Source organism: Micromonospora sp. NBC_01740, from assembly GCF_035920365.1.
In the GTDB taxonomy this organism is placed as follows: Bacteria; Actinomycetota; Actinomycetes; order Mycobacteriales; family Micromonosporaceae; genus Micromonospora; species Micromonospora reichwaldensis.
This window is the reverse complement of the sequence record NZ_CP109150.1, coordinates 2697248-2719827: the sequence shown is the minus strand read 5'-3', so window position 1 is coordinate 2719827 and position 22580 is coordinate 2697248. Positions and strand designations below refer to the sequence as shown.

The window sequence follows — 22580 nt, the reverse complement described above, 5'->3', positions numbered from 1 at the left end:
GGGCGGTGAGCACCCTTCGCCCCGCGCTGCTGACCGACCACTACGAGCTGACCATGGTCAGTGCCGCCCTCCGCGACGGCTCCGCCGACCGCCGCTGCGTCTTCGAGGTGTTCAGCCGCCGGCTGCCCGCAGGTCGTCGCTACGGGGTGGTGGCCGGCACCGGCCGGCTGATCGAGCTGATCCGCGACTTCCGCTTCGACGCCGACGAGGTCGACTTCCTGCGGCGTACCGGGGTGGTCGACGAGCAGGCCGCCGCCTGGCTGCGCGACTACCGCTTCACTGGCGACATCGAGGGCTACGCCGAGGGCGAGCTGTTCTTCCCCAGCTCGCCGATCCTCACCGTCTCCGGCGGCTTCGCCGAGTGCGTGGTGCTGGAGACGCTCATCCTCTCCGTGCTCAACCACGACAGCGCCGTGGCCGCAGCCGCCGCGCGGATGGTCACCGCGGCACGCGGACGGACGCTCATCGAGATGGGCTCCCGGCGCGCGCACGAGGAGGCGGCGGTGGCCGCGGCGCGGGCCGCGTACCTGGCCGGTTTCCGGTTCACCTCGAACCTCGCCGCCGGGCTGCGCTACGGCATCCCGACCGCCGGCACGGCCGCGCACGCGTTCACCCTGCTGCACTCCGACGAGCGGGCCGCGTTCGCCTCGCAGGTCGCCACGCTGGGCAAGGACACCACGCTGCTGGTCGACACGTACGACATCAGCCAGGGCATCCGCAACGCGATCGCGGTGGCCGGGCCTGACCTGCGGGCGGTGCGGATCGACTCGGGCGATCTGGCGGTGATCGCGCAGCAGTCCCGCGAGCTGCTCGACTCGCTGGGCGCCACCGAAACCAAGATCATCGTCTCCGGTGACCTCGACGAGCACGCCATCGCCTCGCTCGCCGCCGAGCCTGTCGACATGTACGGCGCGGGCACCGCCGTGGTCACCGGCTCCGGCGCGCCCACCGCCGGGCTGGTCTACAAGCTCGTAGAGGTCGAGGGCCGCCCGGTGGTCAAGCGCTCCGAGCACAAGGCCACCATCGGCGGCCGGAAGGTGGCCGTACGCCGGCACAAGCCGACCGGCACCGCCACCGAGGAGATCGTCGTGCCGCAGGGCGTGCCGGACCCCCGGCCCAACGACCGGCTGCTCCAGCACTCGTTCCTGGCCGGCGGCGAGCCGGTCGACCGGCCGACCCTGGACGAGTCGCGGGAACACCTGCGACAGTGCCTGATCTCCATCCCCTGGGAGGGCCTCAAGCTCTCCGCCGGCGACCCGGCCATCCCGGTCACGGTCGTCCCGGCCGACTGACGAAGGAGCAGCAGGTGAGCAACGCGCTGATCATCGTGGACGTGCAGAACGACTTCTGCGAGGGCGGCTCGCTGGCCGTGGGCGGCGGGGCCGGCGTGGCGGCCGGGATCACCCGGCTCCTCGCCGCCGAGCCGGACCGCTGGGACCACGTCGTCGCGACGAAGGACCACCACGTCGACCCGGGCGCCCACTTCGGCGACCCGCCGGACTTCGTGGAGTGCTGGCCGCGGCACTGCGTGGTGGGCACCCCGGGCGCGGAGTTCCACCCCGACCTGGCCACCGACCGGATCGAGGCGATCTTCCACAAGGGCGAGTACGCGGCCGCGTACTCCGGCTTCGAGGGGCACGCCGAGGGCGGCGAGAGCCTGGCCGACTGGCTGCGCCAGCGTGGCGTGGACCGGATCGACGTGGTGGGGATCGCCACCGACCACTGCGTACGGGCGACCGCCCTGGACGCCGCCCGGGAGGGCTTCGCCACCACCGTCCTGCTGGACCTCACCGCCGCCGTCGCCCCGCCCACCACGGACGTCGCGCTGCGGGCGATGGACGGCGCCGGGGTGACCCTGCGCGGGGAGCCTGTGATCAGGGCCGCATGAGGCCGTAATTCGTTGGCGGGTGTCGTACCTCCGGCCGAGGATGTCCGGCGGAGGTACGCACCGACATGAACCTGAAGCCTTACCGGGAGGCGCTCGCCCTGCCCGGTCTCCGGTCGTTGCTGCTGGTGTCGGTGCTCGCCCGCGTCCCGCTCACCGCCACCGGGGTGACCCTGACGTTCTACGTCGTGCTCGACCTCGGGCGCGGCTACGGAGCGGCCGGGCTCGTCGGCGCGGCGATCACCGTGGGAGCCGCGATCGGCGGCCCGCTGCTCGGCCGCCTGGTCGACCGGCGCGGCCTGCGGCCGGTGCTCGTGCTGACCGGGATCGCCGAGGCGGTCTTCTGGTCCACCGCACCGATGCTGCCGTACCCGGTGCTGCTGCCCGCCGCGTTCCTGGCCGGCTCGCTCGCCCTGCCGATCTTCTCGGTGATCCGGCAGTCCATCGCCGCGATGGTGCCGCCGGAGCGGCGCCGCCCCGCGTACGCGCTGGACTCGATGTCGGTGGAACTGTCGTTCATGGTCGGCCCCGCGCTGGCCGTTGCGGCGGCCACCGCGATCTCCCCGCGCACCACGCTCCACCTGGTGGGCGCCGGCATCGTCGCCGCCGGTATCGCGTTCTGGGTGCTGAACCCGCCCATCCGCGGCGGCGGCGAGCCGGCCGGCCCGCAGCCGCGGGTGCCCCGCCGGTCGTGGCTCACCCCGCGCCTGCTCGCCGTGCTGGCGGTCAGCGCCGCCGGCATGCTGGTGCTCGGCGGCACCGACGTGGCGGTGGTCGCCGTGTTGCGGGAGAACGGCGACGTCGGGTGGACGGGCGCCGTTCTCGCCGTCTGGGCGGTCGCGTCGCTGGTCGGCGGCTTCGCGTACGGGGCGGTCACCCGCTCCTTCCCGCCGCTGGTCCTGATGGCCGCCCTCAGCCTCTGCACCATCCCGGTCGGGCTGGGCGGGGCGCACTGGTGGCTGCTCTGCCTGGCGCTGATCCCCGCCGGGGCGCTCTGCGCGCCGACCATCGCGGCCACCTCGGACGCGGTCAGCCGGCTGGTCCCCGCCTCCGTACGCGGCGAGGCGATGGGCCTGCACGGCTCGGCGGTCACGATCGGCATGGCGATCGGCGCACCCCTCGCGGGCGCCGTCATCGACGCCTCCGCACCGGCCTGGGGCTTCGCGGTCACCGGCGCGGTCGGGGCGCTGGTGGCGCTGGCCGTGCTCCCGATCGAGCTGCGCCGCCGCCGCACCGCCGCCACCCTCGCGCCCACCCCCGAACTCGTCCCGACCCCCGCCACCTGACCCGGCGCCCCCGGCCCGACGGCCCTGGCTGAGCGGCCCTGGGCCGGTCCCGGCAGTCCGGCGGGGCACCGGGCAGGCGACAAGATCGGTTGATGCCCAGCCGGTGTCCATGCGCCGTGTGGCCCGGTTCTCCATCAACTGATCAGGAGGCCCGCGCTCAGGCTGTGGCGCTGGGCGGGGCCGCCGGGGTGGGCGGCAGCGGAGGGGTCAGGGCGACCCGGTCCGGGTCGTCAGCGCCTGCCCCCGCCACGGGGCGTACCCCTCGCAACGCCGACGGGCGCCGCCCCGGGTGGGGTGGCGCCCGTCGTACGTGGTGCGGAGCGTCAGCGCCGGTCGGCGTCGCTCGCGGTGTCCTCGCGGTAGCTGGCGCCGCCGTCGGACTCGCTGGTCAGCGGCTTGGCGCCGCCCTCCGGCGGGCCGGCCAGGCTCTGGCCGCCGGCCGCCAGCTCGGGGAACTTGAGGTCGAACGCCGGCCGCTCGGAGCGGATCCGCGGCATCCGGTCGAAGTTCCGCAGCGGGGGCGGGGAGCTGGTCGCCCACTCCAGCGAGTTGCCGTGACCCCACGGGTCGTCGACCTCGACCACCGGGCCGGCCTTGTACGACTTCCAGCAGTTCCAGATGAACGGCAGGGTCGAGATGCCGGTGATGAACGCGCCGATGGTGGAGACCATGTTCAGCGTGGTGAAGCCGTCGCCGGGCAGGTAGTCGGCGTACCGGCGCGGCATGCCCTCGTTGCCCAGCCAGTGCTGCACCAGGAACGTGGTGTGGAAGCCGATCATGGTCAGCCAGAAGTGCACCTTGCCCAGCCGCTCGTCGAGCATCCGGCCGAACATCTTCGGGAACCAGAAGTAGATGCCGGCGAAGACGGCGAACACGATCGTGCCGAAGAGCACGTAGTGGAAGTGGGCCACCACGAAGTACGAGTCGTGCAGGTGGAAGTCGATCGGCGGGCTGGCCAGCAGCACGCCGGTGAGACCACCGAAGAGGAAGGTGACCAGGAAGCCGATCGAGAAGAGCATCGGCGTCTCGAAGCTGATCTGGCCGCGCCACATGGTGCCGATCCAGTTGAAGAACTTCATACCGGTCGGCACGGCGATCAGGTAGCTCAGGAAGCTGAAGAACGGCAGCAGCACCTGGCCGGTGGAGAACATGTGGTGCGCCCAGACGCTCATCGACAGGCCGGCGATGGCGATGGTCGCGGCGACCAGGCCCTTGTAGCCGAAGATCGGCTTACGGGAGAAGACCGGGATGATCTCGGAGATGATGCCGAAGAACGGCAGCGCGATGATGTACACCTCGGGGTGGCCGAAGAACCAGAAGAGGTGCTGGTAGAGCATCGGCCCGCCGGTCGCGGGGTCGTAGACGTGGGCGCCCAGGAGCCGGTCGGCGGCGAGCGCCATCAGCGCGGCGGCCAGCAGCGGGAAGACCAGGATCACCAGGAGACCGGTGACCAGGATGTTCCAGGTGAAGATCGGCATCCGGAACATCGTCATTCCGGGCGCGCGCAGGGTCAGGATCGTGGTGATCACGTTGACCGCGCCGAGAATCGAGCCCAGACCCGAGATGACCAGGCCGACGACCCACAGGTTCGCGCCCACGCCGGGCGAGTGCTCGACGGAGCTCAGCGGCGCGTACGCGGTCCAGCCGAAGTCGGCCGCGCCACCCGGGGTGAGGAAGCCGACCATGGTCATCGTGCCGCCGAAGAGGAACAGCCAGTAGGCGAAGCTGTTCAGCCGGGGGAACGCCACGTCGGGCGCGCCGATCTGCAGCGGCACCACGTAGTTCGCGAAGGCGAACACGATCGGCGTCGCGAAGAACAGCAGCATGATCGTGCCGTGCATGGTGAACAGCTGGTTGTACTGCTCGGGCGACAGGAACTGCAGCCCGGGTCGGGCCAGCTCGGCCCGCATGATCAGGGCCATCAGGCCACCGATCATGAAGAACGCGAACGCGGTGACCATGTACATGATCCCGATCTGCTTCGCGTCCGTGGTACGCAGCAGCCGCGCGATGGCCGACCCCTTGACCGGCGCTCGGACCGGCCAGGGCCGGGTCACGACCGGCTTGGGTGCGACGGTGGTCACGAGTGGCCTCCGGTTCTGGGTTGTCCCGCTCGGCACGCGCTGGTTATCTGCGGGCCGTCATCCGCAAGGAGGATAGTCCCCGGCAGGTGGCTACGCCGCGTGGGGTGGTCGGGTAGCCTGCACGGCCCCGGCGCACCGGGCCCTCGGCCGCCGGCCGCTACAGCGGGCCGAGCAGCAGCCGGTAGTGCTCGCCGAAGATCCGTTCGCCGCGCCCGCGCAGCAGCGGGTCGCGCAGCGCCGGCGGCACGTCCCGGGTCCGGTTGCGGTCCCGGGTCCGGTCCCGCACCCATCGCGTACGCGGGCGACGACGACTCTCGTACGCCGCCAGGGCCGCCTCGACGTCGCCTCCGGCCGCGCGGAGGGAGTCGGCGAGCACCACGGCGTCCTCCAGCGCCATCGCGGCGCCCTGGGACAGCGTCGGTGCGGTGGCGTGCGCGGCGTCCCCGACGAGCAGCACCCGTCCCCGGGACCAGCAGCCCAGTTCCACCTCCTCGGTGACCGCGACGTGCACCCCGTCCAGCGCCTCCAGCACGGCGGGCACCGGTCCGCCGTAGTCGCCGAAGAGCTCGCGCAGCCGGGCCGTCGGGTCGGCCGGCGCGACGGTGCCGGCCTCGTCGGCGTAGCAGTGCAGCCGTCCGGCGCCGATCGGCACGACCAGGAAGCCGGCGCGCTGGCCGAGCAGGGCGGTCCACTCGGCAACCGGGGGCCCGTCGCGCACCACGCTGCGGTAGACGACCTGGCCGGCGGGTCGGGGCGGACCGCCGAGCGCGGCCAGGGCCCGGATCGAGGAGCGCGGCCCGTCGGCGCCGACCACGAGGTCGTACTCGGCGGCGGTGCCGTCGACGAAGGTGACGCCGACGGAGTGCGGCAGCAGGTCGACGGCGCGCACCTCGGTGCCGTGCCGCACGGCGCCGCCAGCGCCGGTGAGCAGCACCCGGTGCAGTTCCGTCCGGGGCAGCGCCCGGCACTCGCCGACCCCGGACCAGAGCGCGTCGAGATCCACCTCGCACAGCGGCGCCCCGGCCGCGTCGAGGAACCGCTGCCGGTGGATGACGTGCCCGAGCGGGCGTACGGGCCCGTCGAGGTCGAGGCGGCACAGCGCCCGGGCCGCGTTGCCGGGTAGGTAGAGACCGGTCTCGGCGTTCTCGCCCGGGGGCAGCCTCTCGGTGACGTCGGGGCGGAAGCCCGCCATCCGCAGCGCCCGGGCCACGGCCAGGCCGGCGATGCCCGCGCCGACGACGAGGATGCGCAGGGGAGAGCCACCCATGGTGGTGTACGCCTCCGGAGGGGTTCGGCACGCGTTGGAGGCAAGACACTACTCGGCGCAATCGGCACACACCAGAGTCAATCGTCCCAGGCGAAACACTCCTCGGCGCCCGCCGCGCCCGCTTCGGAGGACGACCTGCCGCCGAGCGACTCGGGCGTGACAAACCTCACTTACCTCTCCAATACCCCAGGCCCGTTGCGCTGCGGTTTCAGAGATGTAAATGTGTCGAAGGGTTGTGGGAGCGCTCCCGCGCCCGCCGACCGACTCCGTCCGGCGTTCCGCGCCGAAGCCGAAGGAGCATCATGAAACGTCCACTCCGGGCCCTCGCGGCAGCCGCGCTGCTCGCCGCCGGCTCGATCGTCGCCGTGGCCCTCGGCGGCACCGCCAGCGCCGACACGCAGATCTGCGAGCAGTACGGCTCCACCACCGTCCAGGGCCGCTACGTGGTGCAGAACAACCGCTGGGGCACCACCGCCCAGCAGTGCATCAACGTCACCAGCAGCGGCTTCGAGATCACCACCCAGAACGGCAGCAACCCGACCAACGGCGCGCCGACCGCGTACCCGTCGATCTTCCTCGGCTGCCACTACACCAACTGCTCCCCGGGCACCAACCTGCCGATCCAGGTCAGCCAGATCAGCAGCGCCACCAGCAACATCGCCTACCGGTACGTCAGCAACGCGATCTACAACGCCTCGTACGACATCTGGCTGGACCCGTCGCCGAAGCGCGACGGGGTGAACCAGATGGAGATCATGATCTGGCTCAACCGGCAGGGGCCGATCCAGCCCATCGGCTCCCCGGTCGGCACCGCCACCATCGACGGGCGGAGCTGGGAGGTCTGGCGCGGCAGCAACGGCTCCAACAACGTCATCTCCTACCTGGCGCCGTCGGCGATCAGCAGCGCGAACCTCAACCTGCTGGCGTTCATCAACGACACCCGCAACCGGGGCGCGATCACCAACTCCTGGTACCTGACCAGCATCCAGGCCGGCTTCGAGCCGTGGCAGGGCGGCGCCGGCCTCGCGGTGACCTCGTTCTCGGCGGCGGTCAACGGTGGCGGCAACCCGCCGCCCACGACCGCGCCGCCCACCACGCCCCCGCCGAGCACTCCCCCGCCGGGCGGCGCCGGGTGCGCGGTGAAGTACACGCCGAACTCGTGGAGCAACGGCTTCACCGCCGACGTGCAGATCACCAACACCGGGTCGAGCCCGATCAACGGCTGGACGCTGGCCTACAACCTGCCCGCCGGGCAGCAGATCACCAGCTCGTGGAACGCCACGGTGAGCCAGAGCGGTTCGGCGGTGACCGCGCGGAACATCAGCTGGAACGGTTCGCTCGCCCCGGGCGGCACGGCCAGCTTCGGCTACCAGGGCACGCTGAGCGGCGCGTACGCGTCCCCGACCAGCTTCACCCTCAACGGGGTCACCTGCTCACGCGCCTGAGGACGCACCGACACGGTGCGGGGGCGCAGCCTTGCGGCTACGCCCCCGCACCGTTACGAACGCCTACGTCCCCGGAGTGCCGGGGCAACAGCATCACCATTGCCCCGGCCGCCCGTTCGGAACCAGCTATGAATCGCCACCTCTGCGATGCACGACGCTCGACAGCTGCTTCATGAAGGAGCCCAGCCTGTCCGACATGTCGTCCGGCACCGTCTCCACCTTCGCACCAGCGGCGACATGCTCACCGAACGCAAAGAGAGCCTCCCACAGCCACGAGGCCGTCACTCCTGGAACAGCGGGTTCACCGCCGACGTGCAGATCACCAACACCTCGTCGAGCACTATCAACGGCTGGACGCTGGCCTACTCCCTGCTCTCCGGGCAGCGGGTCACCAACTCCTGGAACGCCACGGTGAGCCAGAGCGGCCAGGCGGTGACGGCGCGCAACATCAGTTGGAACGGCACGCTCAGCCCCGGCGGCACGGCGAGCTTCGGCTACCAGGGGACGCTGAGCGGCGCGTACTCCTCGCCGACCAGCTTCACCCTCAACGGCGTGGCCTGCTCCCGGTCCTGACAGCGTGATCGAGAGGGCGTGACCGGCCGCCGGTCACGCCCCCTCGCCCGTTCCCCGGTCCACCGCACGTTTCAGCACGGCGGTCGCCTCCCGGAAGGCCGCGATCAGCCTCGATCTCTCCCGGCCGACCATCGCCACCCGTCCGCCCGCCGCCCGGTGCGCCTTCTGGAAGTCGATCCACGCCTCGTACGTGGTCCGGACGGCCTCGCCGGTCTCCCGCCCCACCTCGAACCGCCGACGTAGCGGCAGGGGCGGATCAAGGCGGCCCATCCACAACTCGAGCCGGGCCTCCGCCGCGAGGAACTCCGCCGCGACCTCCACGATGTCGTTACCGGCGATGTTGCTGCCGATCACCTGGACACCGAGGTTCAGCGCAGGTGAGACAGTCGGAGCATGCAGATCGTCGGGAGCCTCCCACTTCGGAGGCTGATCCTTGAGCCACTCCCAACCCTCTGACGGCACGCCCACCCCTCCCGCCCACGAGCAGCACCCGTGGGGTGATCTCTAGCGTCTATCCGTCCGGGCCAACCCGGCGGGCTTTCGAGCAGAAAGAGGGAGACGTGGACTCGGCCACGTCTCCCTCTTTCACTTGCCGCTTATCTAATTATTCAAGGCACTCAGACAGGTGCTATTCGGTCAGCTCTTTGGCGGGAACACCACTCCGGCGCCCCGCACGACGGACCGGAATCAGATTCCTCCCGAGAAGTCCGTACCCGAAGATGCATCCTGTGCTGTGCGCTCGTTACCGCCACCACCCTTGCCGCGAATGGTGCCCTTTTTGCCACGACGCTCGCTCGACATCTGTCGTATGGCACGTCGAGCAGCCTCCCTACGAGCTTCAGGATCGTCCTCGACGCGGACTCTGCGCCTTCGTCTGAGAAGTAGCAGACCTCCCGCCAACGCCCCTCCGCACAGGAGCACAGCGAGCATCAGCCAGATCGACCTACCCACGACATCCTCGTTCGATCGACGACCGGGTCATCGTACTCGATGTCGACGCCACCTAGCGACCCCTGTTTTTCCACTTGGCCCAGACGCCGAGCACGAGAATAATAGCTCCGCCCACTGGATCCGTTTGACCCTTGACGTTTTTGATCGCATTCATCTCGGCGTTGATACCGCGGGCGATCGAGGTACGGGTGGTTTCTTGCGTGCGCAACTCATCCGCGAAGGTGATGCGCCGGTTTGCCTCCTCGGGAGCGCCCTCGTCAAGCCCCGGCGCCCCATCAGTTGCGGGCGCCCCGTCCGGACAGGTGCACTGCTGCGGTTCACGCAGGTCACCACTCGGCAGGCCAGTGGGGCCTCCGTGCACCGCACAAGACGAGTTGTGCACAAGGAGCGACTTCTCACCAGCGAGCACATAGTACGTGTGGATGTCGTCGACAGTCAGGTTGTGGACCTGTGCCGGCTCCGTCCACTGCCGGGTCGCGCTGATCTGCACGTGGGTACCGGCCGAGGTGCGCAGCCACTGACCAGCCTTCAGATCGGCGGCCTCAACCCACTCACGGAGTTCGGGCACCCAGAACGGGTGGTTACCAGTGGCGACGACAGTTCCGGTGGCGTCGCCCTCGTCGCCGTCGGGGTCGATGGTGACCTCGACCAGTGCTTGGTGCCCTGGCCGATGATGGTCGCCACCACCGGTTTGGTCGTCGTCTTGCCGGTCACCGGATCGGTCACCAGCACGACGTCACCGGTCTTGACGTCCTCGATCGGCTTGCGCGACCCGTCGGCCATCACCACCAACGTGCCCGGCACGAAGCTGTTCTTGCACTTGATGAATGCCTTCGCCTTGTCGACCAGATCGACGAGCAGGCCCTTGACGCGGCTGGCCAGCGCGGCGGCCTTCTCCCACTTCCATGGCGCGCCGTACCTGGCGGCCAGCTTGCCGAGCGCACCACCGAAGGCCGACGACACCACGTTGACCGCCGTGGCTATGCAGCCGTCCATGTCGCCCTTGAGGAAGCAGTCCAGGGCATCGGTGATGCCCAGCTCCTCCATCGCGATCTTCCCCAGGGCCTTGGCGATGTTGAGCATCCTCGCCTTGGCCTCGGCGATGCGGCGCTGCCGCTCCTTCTCCGCCGCCGCCCGTGCCGCCGCGGCCCGCTCCTCGGCCGACGCCCGCGGGTTGTTGTGCACGTTCTTCGTCGGCTCGTCCGGGTCGTACGCGCCCGAGCAACCACCGCAGCCGTCGTTGTGGCCCTTGACCTTGTGGTAGTTGCCGTACATGTCCTCGTAGTCGGCGCCCGGGCCGCAGACGTCGTCGGAGCACGCCTTCAGCCCGTCGGGGTCCGAGTACGAGATCGGGTTGTTGTTGGCGTACGCGTACCCGTTCATCTGCTGCGGGTCGTTGACGTCGATGATCGGGTCGACCGAGATGAACCGGCCGGCGATCGTGTCGTACTCGCGAGCGCCGATGTTCACCAGGCCCGTCGTCGAGTCGATGTTCCCGTTGACGAAGCCCTTCTCCGTCGGCCATTGACCCGGCGCCGGTGCCGTTCCCCGGCTCTCCCCGAATGGGGTGGTCCGCCGGTGCGTGATCGCGCCGGCCCCGTCGACGGTCGCCTGGCCGGTGCCGTGGTGGTCGCTCGCCACGTACCGGATGCCGTCGGTCTTGCGGACCAGCGTCCCGCCACCCGGCAGGCCGTAGTAGCGGGTCGCGTCGGTGACCCGGGTCTGATGGTTCAGCCGGATCTCCATGCCCGGCAGGTAGAGGGTGGTGGCGTTCGGCTCCTTGCGCAGTATCCGGGAGCCGTCGACGTCGTACGTGAAACTGGTCTTCTTGCCGGCGGCGTCGGTTACCGATTCGAGGTTGCCCTCCGCGTCCCAGACCAGGGTCTGGTCCTCGCCGGTCCTCGTCCGCTTCGTGGTGTTGCCGGCCGCGTCGTACTGGTAGGAGTGCAGCCGGTCACCCGCCGGGGTCGACTCCGTCATCTGGCTCAGCGTGTGCGGCTGCGCCTGGCCGGCGGCGGGGTAGGTGTAGGCGTGGTGGTACGGCGCGAGGCCGCCCACGCCGGTCACCGAGGGGCCGCCGGCGCAGGGGTCGGTCGCGGTGCTCGCCGACGTCCACGCCCGGTCCACGCGGCGCAGGTAGTCGTAGGTGAAGCACTGCGTGTCCTGCGTACCGGACGGGTTGTTCACGATCCGCTGGATGTTGCCGGACGCGTCGTAGGTGTAGCGGGCGTCGATGTCGACGATCGGGGCAGACTCGCGGTCCAGCCGCTGACGGGTGAGCCGCTTGGAGCCCTGCTCGTACTCGCCGGGAGGCGATTCTCGGCGCAATCCCCGGCTGTCGCTCGGGACACTTCTCCCCGCCCCGTCCACTCACACCGGAACAGCTGCCGGAATCCCCCACGACAGGGTGCGCCACGGTCCCCGGAATGGCACCGCGACCATGGCACGGTCGCACTCCCGCGGGCCGCGGAGAACGACGAACCGACAGGTCGGAGCCGAAGTGAGGCGGACGGCACCGGCCACCGTGGAAGCTACGGTGATCGCCGTCGGCCACGCCCACGCGACCCGGGCCGGAGGGCGACCGCCCCTCGGCACCTCGCCCCCTCATCAAGACGTGCGTACGGCGGCTCCCCGTCCCCCGGGAGCCGCCGTACGCGAGGGGTGGTCGGCCCGTCAGACCCGGGTGAGCCGGACGGCGTCGGCGATGACGAGGCCGGCGGCGGAGCTCCACCGGCTGACCGCGACCCGGTTGGCGTCCCCGGCCGGCAGCGTGAACGTGCCGAGGGAGCGCCACTGCCCGCCGGTCGCCGCCTGGTTGACGATGACCGTCCGGTTGCCGGTGGTGGTGGCAACGATGTACGGCGTCGCCGTGTTGTAGCCGGAGACCGCCGGCCACCAGGCGTCGACCCGGTAGTTCGCGGTCGCCGGGACGTTGAACTTGTACCAGGCGGCGTCGCTGGCGGCGACGGGCTGGGCGAAGCGGTAGTCGGTCCCGTAGCGCTGGGCCGAGTACGCCGAGGTGCCCCAGCTGGCGCTGGCGGTGAAGCGTCCGGCGGTGGAGTTGTCCACCACGGAACTCCAGGTGTTGCCGCCGCCCGCCATCTTCGCGGCGACGTCGGCGCGCATCGTGTTCAGGTCGATGAAGGACGGGTCGATCTTGCCGCTGGTGCTCGTCTCGCGGTGGCCCCGGGCGTAGCTGGCGTCCTTGCCCAGCCGCTTGAGCACGGCGGCCGTGGCGGCGATCGACGCGTTGTACTGCGCCGCCGTCATCTCCTGGTTCACGCCGTTGTAGTCGATCTCCCACCCGATCATCAGGGTGTTGCCGTCGCCGGCAGGGATCGGCCCGCTGCCCCGGCTGACGCCCGCGTGGTTGCAGCGCCCGGCGGAGATGACGTGGAAGACACCGTGGTAGTCGACGAGGGCCTGGCAGAGCGGGCCGGGCAGGTCGGAGCGGCCGTTGATGCAGACGTTGAGCGCCGGGTGCGGGTTGCTGGCGCTGGAGGTGGCGGCGGTGTGGTGCCAGAGCACGCCGATCGGGTCGAACGAGCCCGCGCGCATGCGGTTGAGCCAGTCGCCCTCGACGACGACCTGGACGCCCGCTCCCCGCAGGACGTCCACCAGCCAGGGAATGGTGGCCATCAGGACTCCCCGAGCAGGTCGGCGAGGCATTCGGCCTTCGGCGCGGCGAGCGGCGCGGCGCTCGCCGTGGCGGGCTTGGCGGCTACGGCCACCGCGGTGGCCACCAGGGCCGACATGCCCAGCACCCCGCGTCGGGGGAGGCGGGCGGGTCGTGACGCGTTCATGGCGCTCCTTCAGACAAGGGCGGAGGGGTTCCGACTCATCGATGAACTGGTGACGCGCACGGTATATCGTCGCGAGCATCTATGTCGATACCCTTCATCGCCCCTATTCAGGCTGAAGGAAATTGGCAACGGCGGACCCCGGACCGAGCCCCGCTCCGAATGCCGGAAGGGGTTCGTCAGGGGTTGCCGAGGGCGTCGATGTCGCGCATCTCCTCGGCGGTCAGCGAGAAGTGGAAGATGTCGGCGTTGACGCGGATCCGCTCCGGGGTCACCGACTTGGGGATGACCACGATCTCGTGGTCGACGTGCCAGCGGAGCACCACCTGGGCCGGGGAGACGTCGTGCGCGGCGGCGATGCGGGTCAGCACCGGGTGGGCGAGGTCGCTGGTCTTGAACGGGCTGTAACCCTCCAGCACCACTCCCCGGTCCCGGTGCTCCTTGTGCCGTTGCCGGTCGTACAACGAGGGGCTCCACCGGATCTGGTTGACGGCCGGGTTCTCCTCGGTCGCCTGGATCAGCTCGTCGAGCTGGCCGGTGCCGTAGTTGCTCACCCCCACCGCGCGCGCGAGCCCCTCGTCCCGGGCGGCGAGCAGCTCGCGCCAGACGGGGATGTTGTCCGCCGGGTTCTCCGGCGGCCAGTGGATCAGCCACAGGTCGACGTGGTCGGTGCCGAGCGCGGTCAGGCTGGCCTCGAGCGTCTCCCGCTCCCGTCCGACCCGGTCCGGCGGCAGCTTGGTGGTGACGAAGACGTCCTCGCGGCGCAGCCCGCTCTCCTGGACCGCCCGGCCGACCTCCTCCTCGTTGCCGTACATCGTGGCGGTGTCGACGTGGCGGTAGCCGGCGTCGAGCGCGGCGAGCACCGCGTCGTACCCGGCCTGGCCGGTGGCCTGCCAGGTGCCGAAGCCGAGCAGGGGCATCCGCCCCTCGCCCGGGAGCGCAACAGTGGGCTGGTCCTCGTGGTCCATGCCGCGGTCTACCCGTGATGACCCACGACATGCCCGGGCAACCGGACACCCGGGCGGCCGGCGGGTCGGCGCGGATTGCCGGAGAATGCGGATGTGGCTGACCCGCTGGAGGAGTACCGGCGCAGACGGGACGCGGCGCGCACCCCGGAGCCGGTGCCGAAGCGGCCCCCGGGGAGGAAGCGGCCCGCCGACGGCACGGCCCGGTTCGTGATCCAGCAGCACCACGCCCGGAGCCTGCACTGGGACCTGCGCCTGGAGCACGAGGGGGTGCTGGCCTCCTGGGCGGTGCCGCGCGGGCTGCCCCGCGACACCGGCCGCAACCACCTCGCCGTGCACACCGAGGACCACCCGATGGAATACCTCGACTTCCACGGCGAGATCCCGGCCGGCGAGTACGGCGGCGGCCGGATGACCGTCCACGACCAGGGCACCTACCACTGCGAGAAGTGGCGCGACGACGAGGTGATCGTCGTGCTGGACGGCGAGCGCACCTCGGGGCGGTACGTCCTCTTCGCCACCGGCGGCAGAAGCGGGCGGGACTGGATGGTCCGGCGCACCGACCCGCCGCCCGAGGGCTGGACGAGCATGCCGGAGCTGGTCCGTCCGATGCACCCCACCCGGGCGGCGAAGCTGCCGGCGGACGAGCCGGAGTGGGGCTACGAGCTGCGCTGGGACGGGGTACGCGCCGTCGCGTACGTCTCGGGTGGGCGGCTGCGGCTGCTCGCGGAGGACGACGAGGACGTCTCCGGGACGTACCCCTGGCTGCGGGAGCTGGCCGAGGAGCTGGCGCCCACGGAGGCCGTGCTGGACGGCGTCCTGGTGCGCATCGACCGGGCCGGCCGGGTGCGGCCGGCGCGCGGCGGACGCCGGACCCCCGACGCCCAGTACCTGATCTTCGATCTGCTCTGGATGGAGGGCGTGACCAGCCTCGACCTGCCGTACGCGCAGCGCCGGGAGCTGCTCGACGGCCTGGCGCTCGCCGGCCCGCACTGGCAGACTCCGCCGTGGTTCCCCGGTGCCGGCCGGGAGGCGCTGCGGACCGGGCGGGAGCAGGGGCTGCCCGGCGTGGTGGCGAAGCGCCTGGACTCGGTCTACGAGCCGGGCGAGCGCAGCCGGCGCTGGCTGAGCATCGACGCGAGCCGAGACACGAGCTGAGACGGCGAGGAGCATCGTGTACCTGACGCACCTGGAGTGCCCGCGCTGCGGGCGGGAGCACGACGCCGCCAAGCTGACCAACCTCTGCGACTGCGGGTCCCCGCTGCTGGCCCGCTACGACCTGGCGGCGGTGGCGAAGGTGCTCACCCCGGAACGGTTCCCGCTGCGCCCGGCCGACCTGTGGCGCTACCGCGAACTGCTGCCGGTGGCCGACCCCCGGCACGAGACCACGCTGGGCGAGGGCTGGACGCCGCTGCTGCGCACCCCGACCTACGGCGCGGAGATCGGCATCGCGGACCTGCTGGTCAAGGACGAGGGGTTGACGCCCACCGGCTCGTTCAAGGCGCGCGGCGCGGCGGTGGGCGTCAGCCGGGCGCGCGAGCTGGGCGTGACGCGCATCGCCATGCCCACCAACGGCAACGCGGGCGCGGCCTGGGCCACCTACGCCGCGCGGGCCGGGCTGGGCGCGACCATCGTCATGCCGCTGGACGCGCCGGCCATCTGCCGGCGCGAGTGCGTGGCCGCCGGGGCCGACCTACGCCTGGTCGACGGGCTGATCGGCGACGCCGGACGGCACGTCGCGGGGCTGGTCGCCGACTCCGGCGGCGCGATCTTCGACGCCGGCACGCTGCGGGAGCCGTACCGGCTCGAAGGCAAGAAGACGATGGGGTACGAGATCGTCGAGCAGCTCGGCTGGCAGGTGCCGGACGTGATCATCTATCCCACCGGCGGCGGGGTCGGCCTGATCGGCATCCACAAGGCGCTGCACGAGCTGCGCGAGCTGGGCTGGATCGAGGACAAGCTGCCCCGCCTGGTCGCGGTGCAGTCGACGGGCTGCGCGCCGATCGTCCGCGCCTTCGCCGCCGGTGAGCAGCGGGCGCGCCCCTGGGCCGACGCGCACACCGTGGCGTTCGGCATCACCGTGCCGGCCCCGCTCGGCGACGAGCTGATCCTCGACGCGCTGCGCGCCAGCGCCGGCACCGCGATCGCCGTGGACGACGCCGAGATCCTGGCCGACCTGCGGGACTTCGCCGCCCGCGAAGGGCTGCTGCTCTGCCCGGAGGGGGCCGCCTGCCTGACCGCCGCCCGGCACCTGCGCGCCGGCGGCTGGATCCGGGCCGGCGAACGCGTGGTGGTGCTCAACACCGGGGCCGGCGTGAAGTACCCGGAGACGGTGGACGTCACCGACGTGCCGGTGCTGCCGGCGTGACGTGTCAGGAAGGGACCCCTTCCGGTGGGGGCCCTTCCTGAGCCCGCGGTCAGTCCGTGGTGGGGTCGGTCAGCCGCCAGGCGGCGCTGACCAGGCCGATGTGCGACAGCGCCTGCGGCGTGTTGCCGACCTGCGCGCCGGAGCGCGGGTCGATCTGCTCGCTGAACAGGCCGATGTCGTTGGCGTGCCCGAGCAGCCGCTCGAAGAGCGCCTCGGCCCGGCCCTGCTCACCGGCCAGGACCAGGCACTCCACCAACCAGAACGAGCAGGGCAGGAAGCCCGCCGGGTCGGTGTCCCAGCGGCGGACGAGTCCGTCCCCGGCGCCCAGCCCGCGCTCGACCGCCTCGATGGTCGCGCGCATCCGCGGGTCGGTCGCCGGCAGGAACCCCACCAGCGGCAGCAGCAGCACGGAGGCGTCCAGCTCCGGCGAGCCGAACGCGCCGCCGAACGCGCCAGTCCGCTCGTGCCAGCCGTCGCGCAGCACGGCGGTCCGGATCTCGTCGCGGATCCTCGCCCACCGCCGGGCGTCGGCCCGGTCGCCGAGCCGGGGCGCGAGCCGCACCGCCCGGTCCAGCGCCACCCAGCAGAGCACCTTCGACGTGAGGTAGTGCCGGTCGGTGTCCCGGGTCTCCCAGATGCCCCGGTCGGGCAGGTGCCACGTAGCGGCGACCTGCTCGGCCAGGCCGAGCACCATCTCGCGCAGTTCCGTGTCGAGTGACTCCCCCAGGTGGTCGCGCAGCTGCCAGACCGCCGAGAGAACCTCGCCCGGCACGTCGAGCTGGCGCTGCCGCCAGGCGTCGTTGCCGACCCGCACCGGCAGGCTGCCGCCGTAGCCGCGCAGGTGGGCGCACTCGTGCTCGGAGACGTCCCGCTCCCCCTCCAGGCCGAAGAGCACGGGCACGGGGTCGGGGCCGACCCGGCCGATCGAGCGGGCCGCCCAGGCGAAGAGCCGGGACGCCTCGGACGGGCAGGCGGCCACCCAGAGGGCGCGCAGCGTCATGGCGAAGTCGCGCAGCCACGAGTAGCGGTAGTCGTAGTTGCGGTCGCCGCCGATCCGCTCCGGCAGCGACGTGGTCAGGGCCGCGGCCACCGCGCCGCTGCGGGCGTACGTGAGGCCGGTGAGCACGGTCGCGCTGTGCCGGACCTGCTCCCGGTAGCGGCCGTCGTAGTGGTGCGACTCGCGGTAGGCCTGCCAGGCCTGCACCGTCTCGGCGAGCGCGGCCACCGGCTCCAGCCGGACCGGCACCGTCCCGTACGCCTGCCCGTACGCCACGTCGAAGCCGACCACCTGCCCGGCGGAGACCTCGAACTCCTGCCGGACCCGGTCCCGGTCGACGTGCGGCGGCACCCCGCCGGTGTGCAGGGCCAGCACCACCGGACCGGCTGCGGCCAGCACCCCGCCGTCGGGCTGCCCGTGCAGGTACGGGGTGAGCAGGCCGTACTCCGGGCGGGGGCGGAAGTCGAGCGACATCCGCACCCGCCCGGCCAGTCCCTCCACGACCCGTAGCAGCACCGCCGGGGAGTTCATCCCCAGTTGGTGGCCACGGGCGCCGAGCTCGGCGGCGAGCGCGTCGGTGACCGCGACGCTCCCCTCCGGCGTGTGGTGCACGGTGCGCAGCACCAGCGTGTCGGCCACGTACGCCCGCTCCACCCGGTGCCCGGGAAGCCCGGCAGCGGTGGGCGCCAGCCGGAAGTGCCCGGCCTCCGTGTCGAGCAGGCGGCCGAAGACCGACGGGGAGTCGAACCGGTCCGGACACCACCAGTCGATCGAGCCGTCCCGACCGACCAGGGCACCCGAACGGCAGTCGGAGAGGAACCCGTAGTCGGAGATCGCCAGTTGGTCCACCCGCTGCGGGTACCCCGTTCCGGCCGCCTCAGGCGGCACCGACGGTCAGGAGGTGGGCGGCTCGTCCTCGCCGGCGGCCTCGGCGGCGTCGGCCTCCTCCTTGGTCCGGTGCACCGCCTGGTCGGCGTGCTCGGGCGGGCCGTAGACCGTGTAGAGCACCAGCGGGTTGGGGCCGGTGTTGACGAAGTTGTGCTTCGTGCCGGCCGGCACCACCACCAGGTCGCCCTGCACGACCTCGCGCTTCTCCCCCGCCACCTGCGCCTCGCCCGTACCGCTGACGAAGGTCAGGATCTGGTCGATGTCCTCGTGGACCTCCTCGCCGATCTCACCACCCGGCGGAATCGTCATGATCACCAGCTGGGTGTGCCCACCGGTCCACAGCACCCGCCGGAAGTCCGGGCTCTTCTCGGCGACGGTCGCGATAGTGAAATGCTCCATGCCGACGCACATACCCGCTGCGGCCCGACGCCACGCCGGGACTCGCAGATGGTGGAATTCGCCACTCCTCGGGGGTTTCGATCCCTGATGGACGGGGATCGAGGGAGTAGCCGGCGCACGGTGGCCGGTCGAGCCAGGTCCCCGCCGGCGTACCGCCGTACGGCTGCGGTGGTGGGAGACGGCCAGAGCGCGGCGACGTTCCGATCCCCGGGATCCGAACGGCGCCGCGCGCTCGTGTCCGGCTCAGTCGTCGTCCTCGACCGACACCGGCTCCAGGCCCACGCAGCGCAGCTTCAGCTCGAACTCCCCGGACGGGCCGGCGAAGGCGACCTCCACGTCGTCGTCCGGCCCCGGTTCCGCGTCCGAGACCCGGTAGCCCGGCGCGGGCGTCCAGGAGACCAGCCGTACCCCGCCCGGCCCGCACTCGACCACCGCGCTGCCACCCGTCGTGGCGAAGGCCCGACGTGCTCCCGCCGGGGTCGAGCCCGTCGCTCCCGGCGACGGCGGCCCGCCGGTCCCGCCCGCCGTCGGGGACGACGGGCCGCCGGCCCCGGGGACGGTGGGCCCGGGCGAGGCCAGGGCCCGCTCGATCTCCTCCTGGCTGAGCACCCCGCCCGGGGTGCCGGCGATGCTCTCCCCCACCCACCGGATCGCGGCCACCCCGATCAGGGTGGCGAGGGCGGCGGTGGCCAGCCACCCGGCGACGGCGAGGAACGAACGGCGGCGCATGCCCCGAGTCTGACCGATCCGAGGTTGGGACGGGCACCGGACGAGGCTAAGGGAGGGTTAACGTCCGGGCCGGCGCGCCGCGTGGCGGCTAGCCTGCCACCTGTGGCCCGCCTGCTGCTCATCGAGGACGACCTGACGATCCGTACGCCGCTGCTGCGGGCACTGCGCGAGCGGGGGCACGCGGTGGCCGCCGCCTCGACGGCGATGACCGGCCTGCGCGACGCGCTGGACGACCGGCCCGACCTGGTGGTGCTCGACCTGGGACTGCCCGATCTGGACGGCCGGGAGCTGCTGCGGATGCTCCGCGCGGTCAGCGCCGTGCCGGTGATCGTCGCGACCGCCCGCGACGACGAGACCGAGATCGTCGGGGTGCTCGACGCCGGGGCGGACGACTACGTGGTGAAGCCGTTCACGGCCGCGCAGCTCGACGCACGGATCCGGGCGGTGCTCCGGCGCGGGAGCGGGTCCGCCCCGGAGGAGGACCCGGCGCTGGTGGTGGGCGGGCTGCGGGTCGACCCGCGGTCGCGGCAGGTCACCCTGGACGGTGCGCCCGTCGAGCTGACCCCGCGCGAGTTCGACCTGCTGCACCACCTCGCGGGCCGGCCCGGCCAGGTGGTCACCAAGCGGGAGCTGCTCGCCGAGGTGTGGCGGGTCCCGTACGGCGGCGCCGACAAGACCGTGGACGTGCACCTGTCCTGGCTGCGGCGCAAGCTCGGGGAGAGCGCGCAGGCGCCCCGCTACCTGCACACCGTCCGGGGCGTCGGGGTCCGGCTCGAAGCGCCGGGGAGCGCCGGATGAGGGCCCGACTGGCGCTGCTGGTCGCCGCGGTCAGCGTGCTCACCCTGGTCGCCTTCCTGGTGCCGCTGGCGCTGCTGGTGCGTACGGTCGCGGCGGACCGGGCCACCGTGCGGGCCACGGCCGACGCGCAGAGCCTCGTCACCGTCGTCGGTACCGCCGACACCGCGACGATCCGGCTGACCGTCGACCAACTGGCCACGGAGTCCGCGCGGCCGGTCACGGTGTTCCTGCCAGACGGCACCGTGCTCGGCGCCCCGGCCCCCCGTACGGCCGCCGTGGCGCTGGCGGAGCGGGGGCAGAGCCTCACCGCCGAGTCCGGGCGGGGGCGCGAGGTGGTGATCGCCGTGCAGGGCCGCCCGGACGGCACCGGCGTGATCCGCACGGTGGTACCGCCCGCCGAGCTGACCGCCGGGGTGACCCGGTCCTGGCTGGTCCTGGCCCTGCTCGGCGTGCTGCTGGTGCTGATCGGGCTGGCCGTCGCCGACCGGCTGGCCCGCACCCTGGTCCGGCCGATCGGTGAGCTCTCGGCGGTGTCGCACCGGCTGGCGAACGCGGAACTGGCCGCGCGCGTCACGCCCGCCGGGCCGCGCGAGCTGCGCGAGGTGGCCGGCGCCCTCAACCACCTCGCCGGCCGGATCCAGGTGCTGCTGGTGCAGGAGCGGGAGGAGGTCGCGGACCTCTCGCACCGCCTGCGCACCCCGCTGACAGCGCTCCGCCTGGAGGCCGAGTCGCTGCGCGACCCGGAGGACGCCGCCCGGGTGACCGCGGCCGTGGACGGGCTGGAGCGGGCGGTCACGGGCCTGATCCGACAGGCCCGGTGGCGCGTGCCGACGGCCGGAGCGGCCAGCGCCGACGCGGCGGCCGTGGTGGCCGAGCGGGTGGCGTTCTGGTCGGTGCTGGCCGAGGACACCGGGCGGGCCGTGACGCTCGACCTGGCGCCTGGGCCGCTGCCGGTGGGCGTACCCGCCGACGAACTGGCGGCGGCGGTGGACGCCCTGCTCGGCAACGTCTTCGCGCACACCCCGGACGGCACCGCGTTCACCGTCCGGCTGACGGCGGAGGAGGCAGGCCGGGCGGCGCTGGTCGTGGCGGACGAGGGCCCGGGGATGCCGCCCGGCACGATCGGCCGGGGCGCGAGCACCGCCGGCTCGACCGGCCTGGGCCTGGACATCGCCCGCCGCGCCGCCCAGTCCAGCGGTGGCCGCCTCACCCTGCACGCCGCGCCCTCCGGGGGCGCCGAGGTGCGCCTCGAACTGGGCCCGCCCCCGTCCTGACCCGTCCTCCGGTCCGGGCCCGGACAGGCTTAACCCGGCCTTAGCGTTCGGGCAGCGTGGCGCTATCCGGACGGGCGCGATCCTGGGAACCAGCAACCGAGGAAGGGTGAACGAGATGAAGCGCAAGTCCCTGATGCTGGCGTCGCTCGGAGGCGCGGCCGTGCTCGTCGTGACCGGTGCGACCTTCGGCGTCGCGGCGGCCGACAACGGCGCGGCCCGGGCGACCACCCTGGCCGCCGCCACCACCGCCCCGACGACCCCGGCCACGCCGGGCACCCCGAGCGGCACCGGGAGCAGCGCCCCGGCGACGAGCGGCGCCCCGACCGCCAGCGGCACCCCGGCGGCGCCCGGCTCTCCGTCGGGCAGTGCTGCGCCGGCCACCGGCGGCGATGCGGTGAGCGAGCAGCGGGCGGGCGAGATCGCGCTGGCCCGGGCGGGCGGCGGCAAGATCGTCGAGGTCGAGCGCGAGGACGAGGACGGCCGGGCCGTGTGGAGCGTCGAGATCGTGGCCGGGCAGACCGAGCACGAGATCGACGTCGACCGGGGCGACGGCACGGTGGTCAAGGCCGAGCAGGAGCCGGTCGACGACGATGACGACGACGACCGGGACGACGACGATGACGACTCGGACGACGACGACGGCGACGACGACTGACCCGTGGCCGGTAGCGCCGCCGTCCCGCACTGCGGGGCGGCGGCGTCGTCGTTGCGGGCTGCGGCGGCGGTGTCGTCGTTGCGGGCTGCGCGGCGCGTGGGTGCGGCGGGCGGGCCCGGCCCAGGAAACGGCGCCGGCGACCCGACGCCCTCCGGGCGAGCTGTCGCCGCCGGATGCCGCCCGCCCCGGCGGGCGGGACGGGCCGGTCGGCCCTGT

18 protein-coding genes and 2 pseudogenes are annotated in these 22580 nt (G+C 72.6%); 10 read left to right on the top strand and 10 right to left on the bottom strand.

The window, feature by feature from the left end:
- The first annotated feature begins 5 nt into the window (after nt 1–5).
- The 3 genes from OG989_RS12995 (at nt 6) to OG989_RS12985 (ending at nt 3171) form a co-directional block, all read left to right on the top strand.
- Nucleotides 6–1292: a nicotinate phosphoribosyltransferase gene (locus tag OG989_RS12995; RefSeq protein WP_311412452.1), complete on the top strand. Its 1287-nt coding sequence runs from the start codon at nt 6–8 to the stop codon at nt 1290–1292.
- Nucleotides 1293–1306: 14 nt separating this feature from the next.
- The gene (locus OG989_RS12990) at nt 1307–1888 is read left to right on the top strand and encodes an isochorismatase family protein (RefSeq protein WP_327030642.1); all 582 of its coding nucleotides are present in this window, start codon (nt 1307–1309) and stop codon (nt 1886–1888) included.
- A gap of 65 nt (nt 1889–1953) precedes the next feature.
- On the top strand, nt 1954–3171 hold the full coding sequence (locus OG989_RS12985; protein WP_327030641.1) for an MFS transporter: 1218 nt from the start codon (nt 1954–1956) through the stop codon (nt 3169–3171).
- A gap of 323 nt (nt 3172–3494) precedes the next feature.
- Here the strand turns inward: OG989_RS12985 and ctaD are convergent, their stop codons facing one another.
- A complete protein-coding gene (ctaD, locus tag OG989_RS12980) occupies nt 3495–5255 on the bottom strand; it encodes an aa3-type cytochrome oxidase subunit I (RefSeq protein ID WP_132233840.1) in 1761 nt (586 codons plus the stop codon).
- A 157-nt stretch (nt 5256–5412) separates the two neighbouring features.
- The gene (locus tag OG989_RS12975; protein ID WP_327030640.1) at nt 5413–6522 is read right to left on the bottom strand and encodes an FAD-dependent monooxygenase; all 1110 of its coding nucleotides are present in this window, start codon (nt 6520–6522) and stop codon (nt 5413–5415) included.
- 302 nt (nt 6523–6824) lie between these two features.
- On the opposite strand from OG989_RS12975, the gene OG989_RS12970 reads away from it, so the two are divergent.
- On the top strand, nt 6825–7967 hold the full coding sequence (locus tag OG989_RS12970; RefSeq protein ID WP_327030639.1) for a GH12 family glycosyl hydrolase domain-containing protein: 1143 nt from the start codon (nt 6825–6827) through the stop codon (nt 7965–7967).
- A gap of 282 nt (nt 7968–8249) precedes the next feature.
- Nucleotides 8250–8540 (top strand): annotated as a pseudogene (locus tag OG989_RS12965) (cellulose binding domain-containing protein); the annotation flags it as partial.
- Between the two features lie 33 nt (nt 8541–8573).
- Here OG989_RS12965 and OG989_RS12960 read toward each other — a convergent pair.
- The 5 genes and pseudogenes from OG989_RS12960 to OG989_RS12940 form a co-directional block, all read right to left on the bottom strand.
- On the bottom strand, nt 8574–8894 hold the full coding sequence (locus tag OG989_RS12960; RefSeq protein ID WP_327030637.1) for a hypothetical protein: 321 nt from the start codon (nt 8892–8894) through the stop codon (nt 8574–8576).
- A gap of 955 nt (nt 8895–9849) precedes the next feature.
- Nucleotides 9850–11795, bottom strand: a pseudogene (locus OG989_RS12955) (polymorphic toxin-type HINT domain-containing protein); the annotation flags it as partial.
- Between the two features lie 369 nt (nt 11796–12164).
- Nucleotides 12165–13130 carry a golvesin C-terminal-like domain-containing protein gene (locus OG989_RS12950; protein WP_151453612.1) on the bottom strand — a complete coding sequence of 322 codons (966 nt, stop codon included), beginning with the start codon at nt 13128–13130 and terminating at the stop codon, nt 12165–12167.
- The gene (locus OG989_RS12945) at nt 13130–13294 is read right to left on the bottom strand and encodes a hypothetical protein (RefSeq protein ID WP_165947736.1); all 165 of its coding nucleotides are present in this window, start codon (nt 13292–13294) and stop codon (nt 13130–13132) included. Before OG989_RS12945 ends, OG989_RS12950 begins: the two co-directional genes overlap by 1 nt.
- A 176-nt stretch (nt 13295–13470) precedes the next feature.
- Complete coding sequence (locus tag OG989_RS12940; RefSeq protein WP_151453611.1) at nt 13471–14259, bottom strand: aldo/keto reductase; 789 nt, start codon at nt 14257–14259, stop codon at nt 13471–13473.
- Nucleotides 14260–14352: 93 nt separating this feature from the next.
- Here OG989_RS12940 and OG989_RS12935 point away from each other — a divergent pair, with 93 nt between their 5' ends.
- Nucleotides 14353–15414, top strand: a complete 1062-nt coding sequence (locus OG989_RS12935; protein WP_327030636.1) for a DNA polymerase ligase N-terminal domain-containing protein — start codon at nt 14353–14355, stop codon at nt 15412–15414.
- 16 nt (nt 15415–15430) lie between these two features.
- Entirely contained in the window at nt 15431–16624 is a 1194-nt protein-coding gene (locus OG989_RS12930) for a threonine synthase (RefSeq protein WP_327030635.1), read from the top strand.
- A 49-nt stretch (nt 16625–16673) separates the two neighbouring features.
- Here OG989_RS12930 and OG989_RS12925 read toward each other — a convergent pair whose 3' ends face one another.
- The 3 genes from OG989_RS12925 to OG989_RS12915 all read right to left on the bottom strand — a co-directional run bounded on the left by OG989_RS12925 (nt 16674) and on the right by OG989_RS12915 (nt 19637).
- Nucleotides 16674–18470, bottom strand: coding sequence for a glycoside hydrolase family 15 protein (locus OG989_RS12925; protein WP_327030634.1), 1797 nt, complete (start codon nt 18468–18470; stop codon nt 16674–16676).
- 45 nt (nt 18471–18515) lie between these two features.
- The gene (locus tag OG989_RS12920; protein WP_327030633.1) at nt 18516–18908 is read right to left on the bottom strand and encodes a cupin domain-containing protein; all 393 of its coding nucleotides are present in this window, start codon (nt 18906–18908) and stop codon (nt 18516–18518) included.
- Nucleotides 18909–19151: 243 nt separating this feature from the next.
- Entirely contained in the window at nt 19152–19637 is a 486-nt protein-coding gene (locus OG989_RS12915) for a septum formation initiator (protein WP_327030632.1), read from the bottom strand.
- A gap of 102 nt (nt 19638–19739) precedes the next feature.
- Between OG989_RS12915 and OG989_RS12910 the strand changes: the two genes are divergently transcribed.
- The 3 genes from OG989_RS12910 to OG989_RS12900 all read left to right on the top strand — a co-directional run bounded on the left by OG989_RS12910 (nt 19740) and on the right by OG989_RS12900 (nt 22364).
- On the top strand, nt 19740–20435 hold the full coding sequence (locus OG989_RS12910) for a response regulator transcription factor (RefSeq protein WP_151453606.1): 696 nt from the start codon (nt 19740–19742) through the stop codon (nt 20433–20435).
- Nucleotides 20432–21709, top strand: a complete 1278-nt coding sequence (locus OG989_RS12905) for a sensor histidine kinase (RefSeq protein ID WP_151453605.1) — start codon at nt 20432–20434, stop codon at nt 21707–21709. The genes OG989_RS12910 and OG989_RS12905 overlap by 4 nt, the downstream gene beginning before the upstream one ends.
- 115 nt (nt 21710–21824) lie before the next feature.
- Complete coding sequence (locus OG989_RS12900; protein ID WP_327030631.1) at nt 21825–22364, top strand: PepSY domain-containing protein; 540 nt, start codon at nt 21825–21827, stop codon at nt 22362–22364.
- The last annotated feature ends 216 nt before the right edge of the window (nt 22365–22580 follow it).

What these genes read in the sequence shown, in the direction of transcription:
- OG989_RS12985 (WP_327030641.1), top strand. Translation starts at nt 1,954, where the DNA reads ATGAACCTGAAGCCTTACCGGGAGGCGCTCGCCCTGCCCGGTCTCCGG.
- OG989_RS12975 (WP_327030640.1), bottom strand. Translation starts at nt 6,522, where the DNA reads ATGGGTGGCTCTCCCCTGCGCATCCTCGTCGTCGGCGCGGGCATCGCC.
- OG989_RS12970 (WP_327030639.1), top strand. Translation starts at nt 6,825, where the DNA reads ATGAAACGTCCACTCCGGGCCCTCGCGGCAGCCGCGCTGCTCGCCGCC.
- OG989_RS12950 (WP_151453612.1), bottom strand. Translation starts at nt 13,130, where the DNA reads ATGGCCACCATTCCCTGGCTGGTGGACGTCCTGCGGGGAGCGGGCGTC.
- OG989_RS12945 (WP_165947736.1), bottom strand. Translation starts at nt 13,294, where the DNA reads ATGAACGCGTCACGACCCGCCCGCCTCCCCCGACGCGGGGTGCTGGGC.
- OG989_RS12940 (WP_151453611.1), bottom strand. Translation starts at nt 14,259, where the DNA reads ATGGACCACGAGGACCAGCCCACTGTTGCGCTCCCGGGCGAGGGGCGG.
- OG989_RS12920 (WP_327030633.1), bottom strand. Translation starts at nt 18,908, where the DNA reads ATGGAGCATTTCACTATCGCGACCGTCGCCGAGAAGAGCCCGGACTTC.
- OG989_RS12915 (WP_327030632.1), bottom strand. Translation starts at nt 19,637, where the DNA reads ATGCGCCGCCGTTCGTTCCTCGCCGTCGCCGGGTGGCTGGCCACCGCC.
- OG989_RS12905 (WP_151453605.1), top strand. Translation starts at nt 20,432, where the DNA reads ATGAGGGCCCGACTGGCGCTGCTGGTCGCCGCGGTCAGCGTGCTCACC.
- OG989_RS12900 (WP_327030631.1), top strand. Translation starts at nt 21,825, where the DNA reads ATGAAGCGCAAGTCCCTGATGCTGGCGTCGCTCGGAGGCGCGGCCGTG.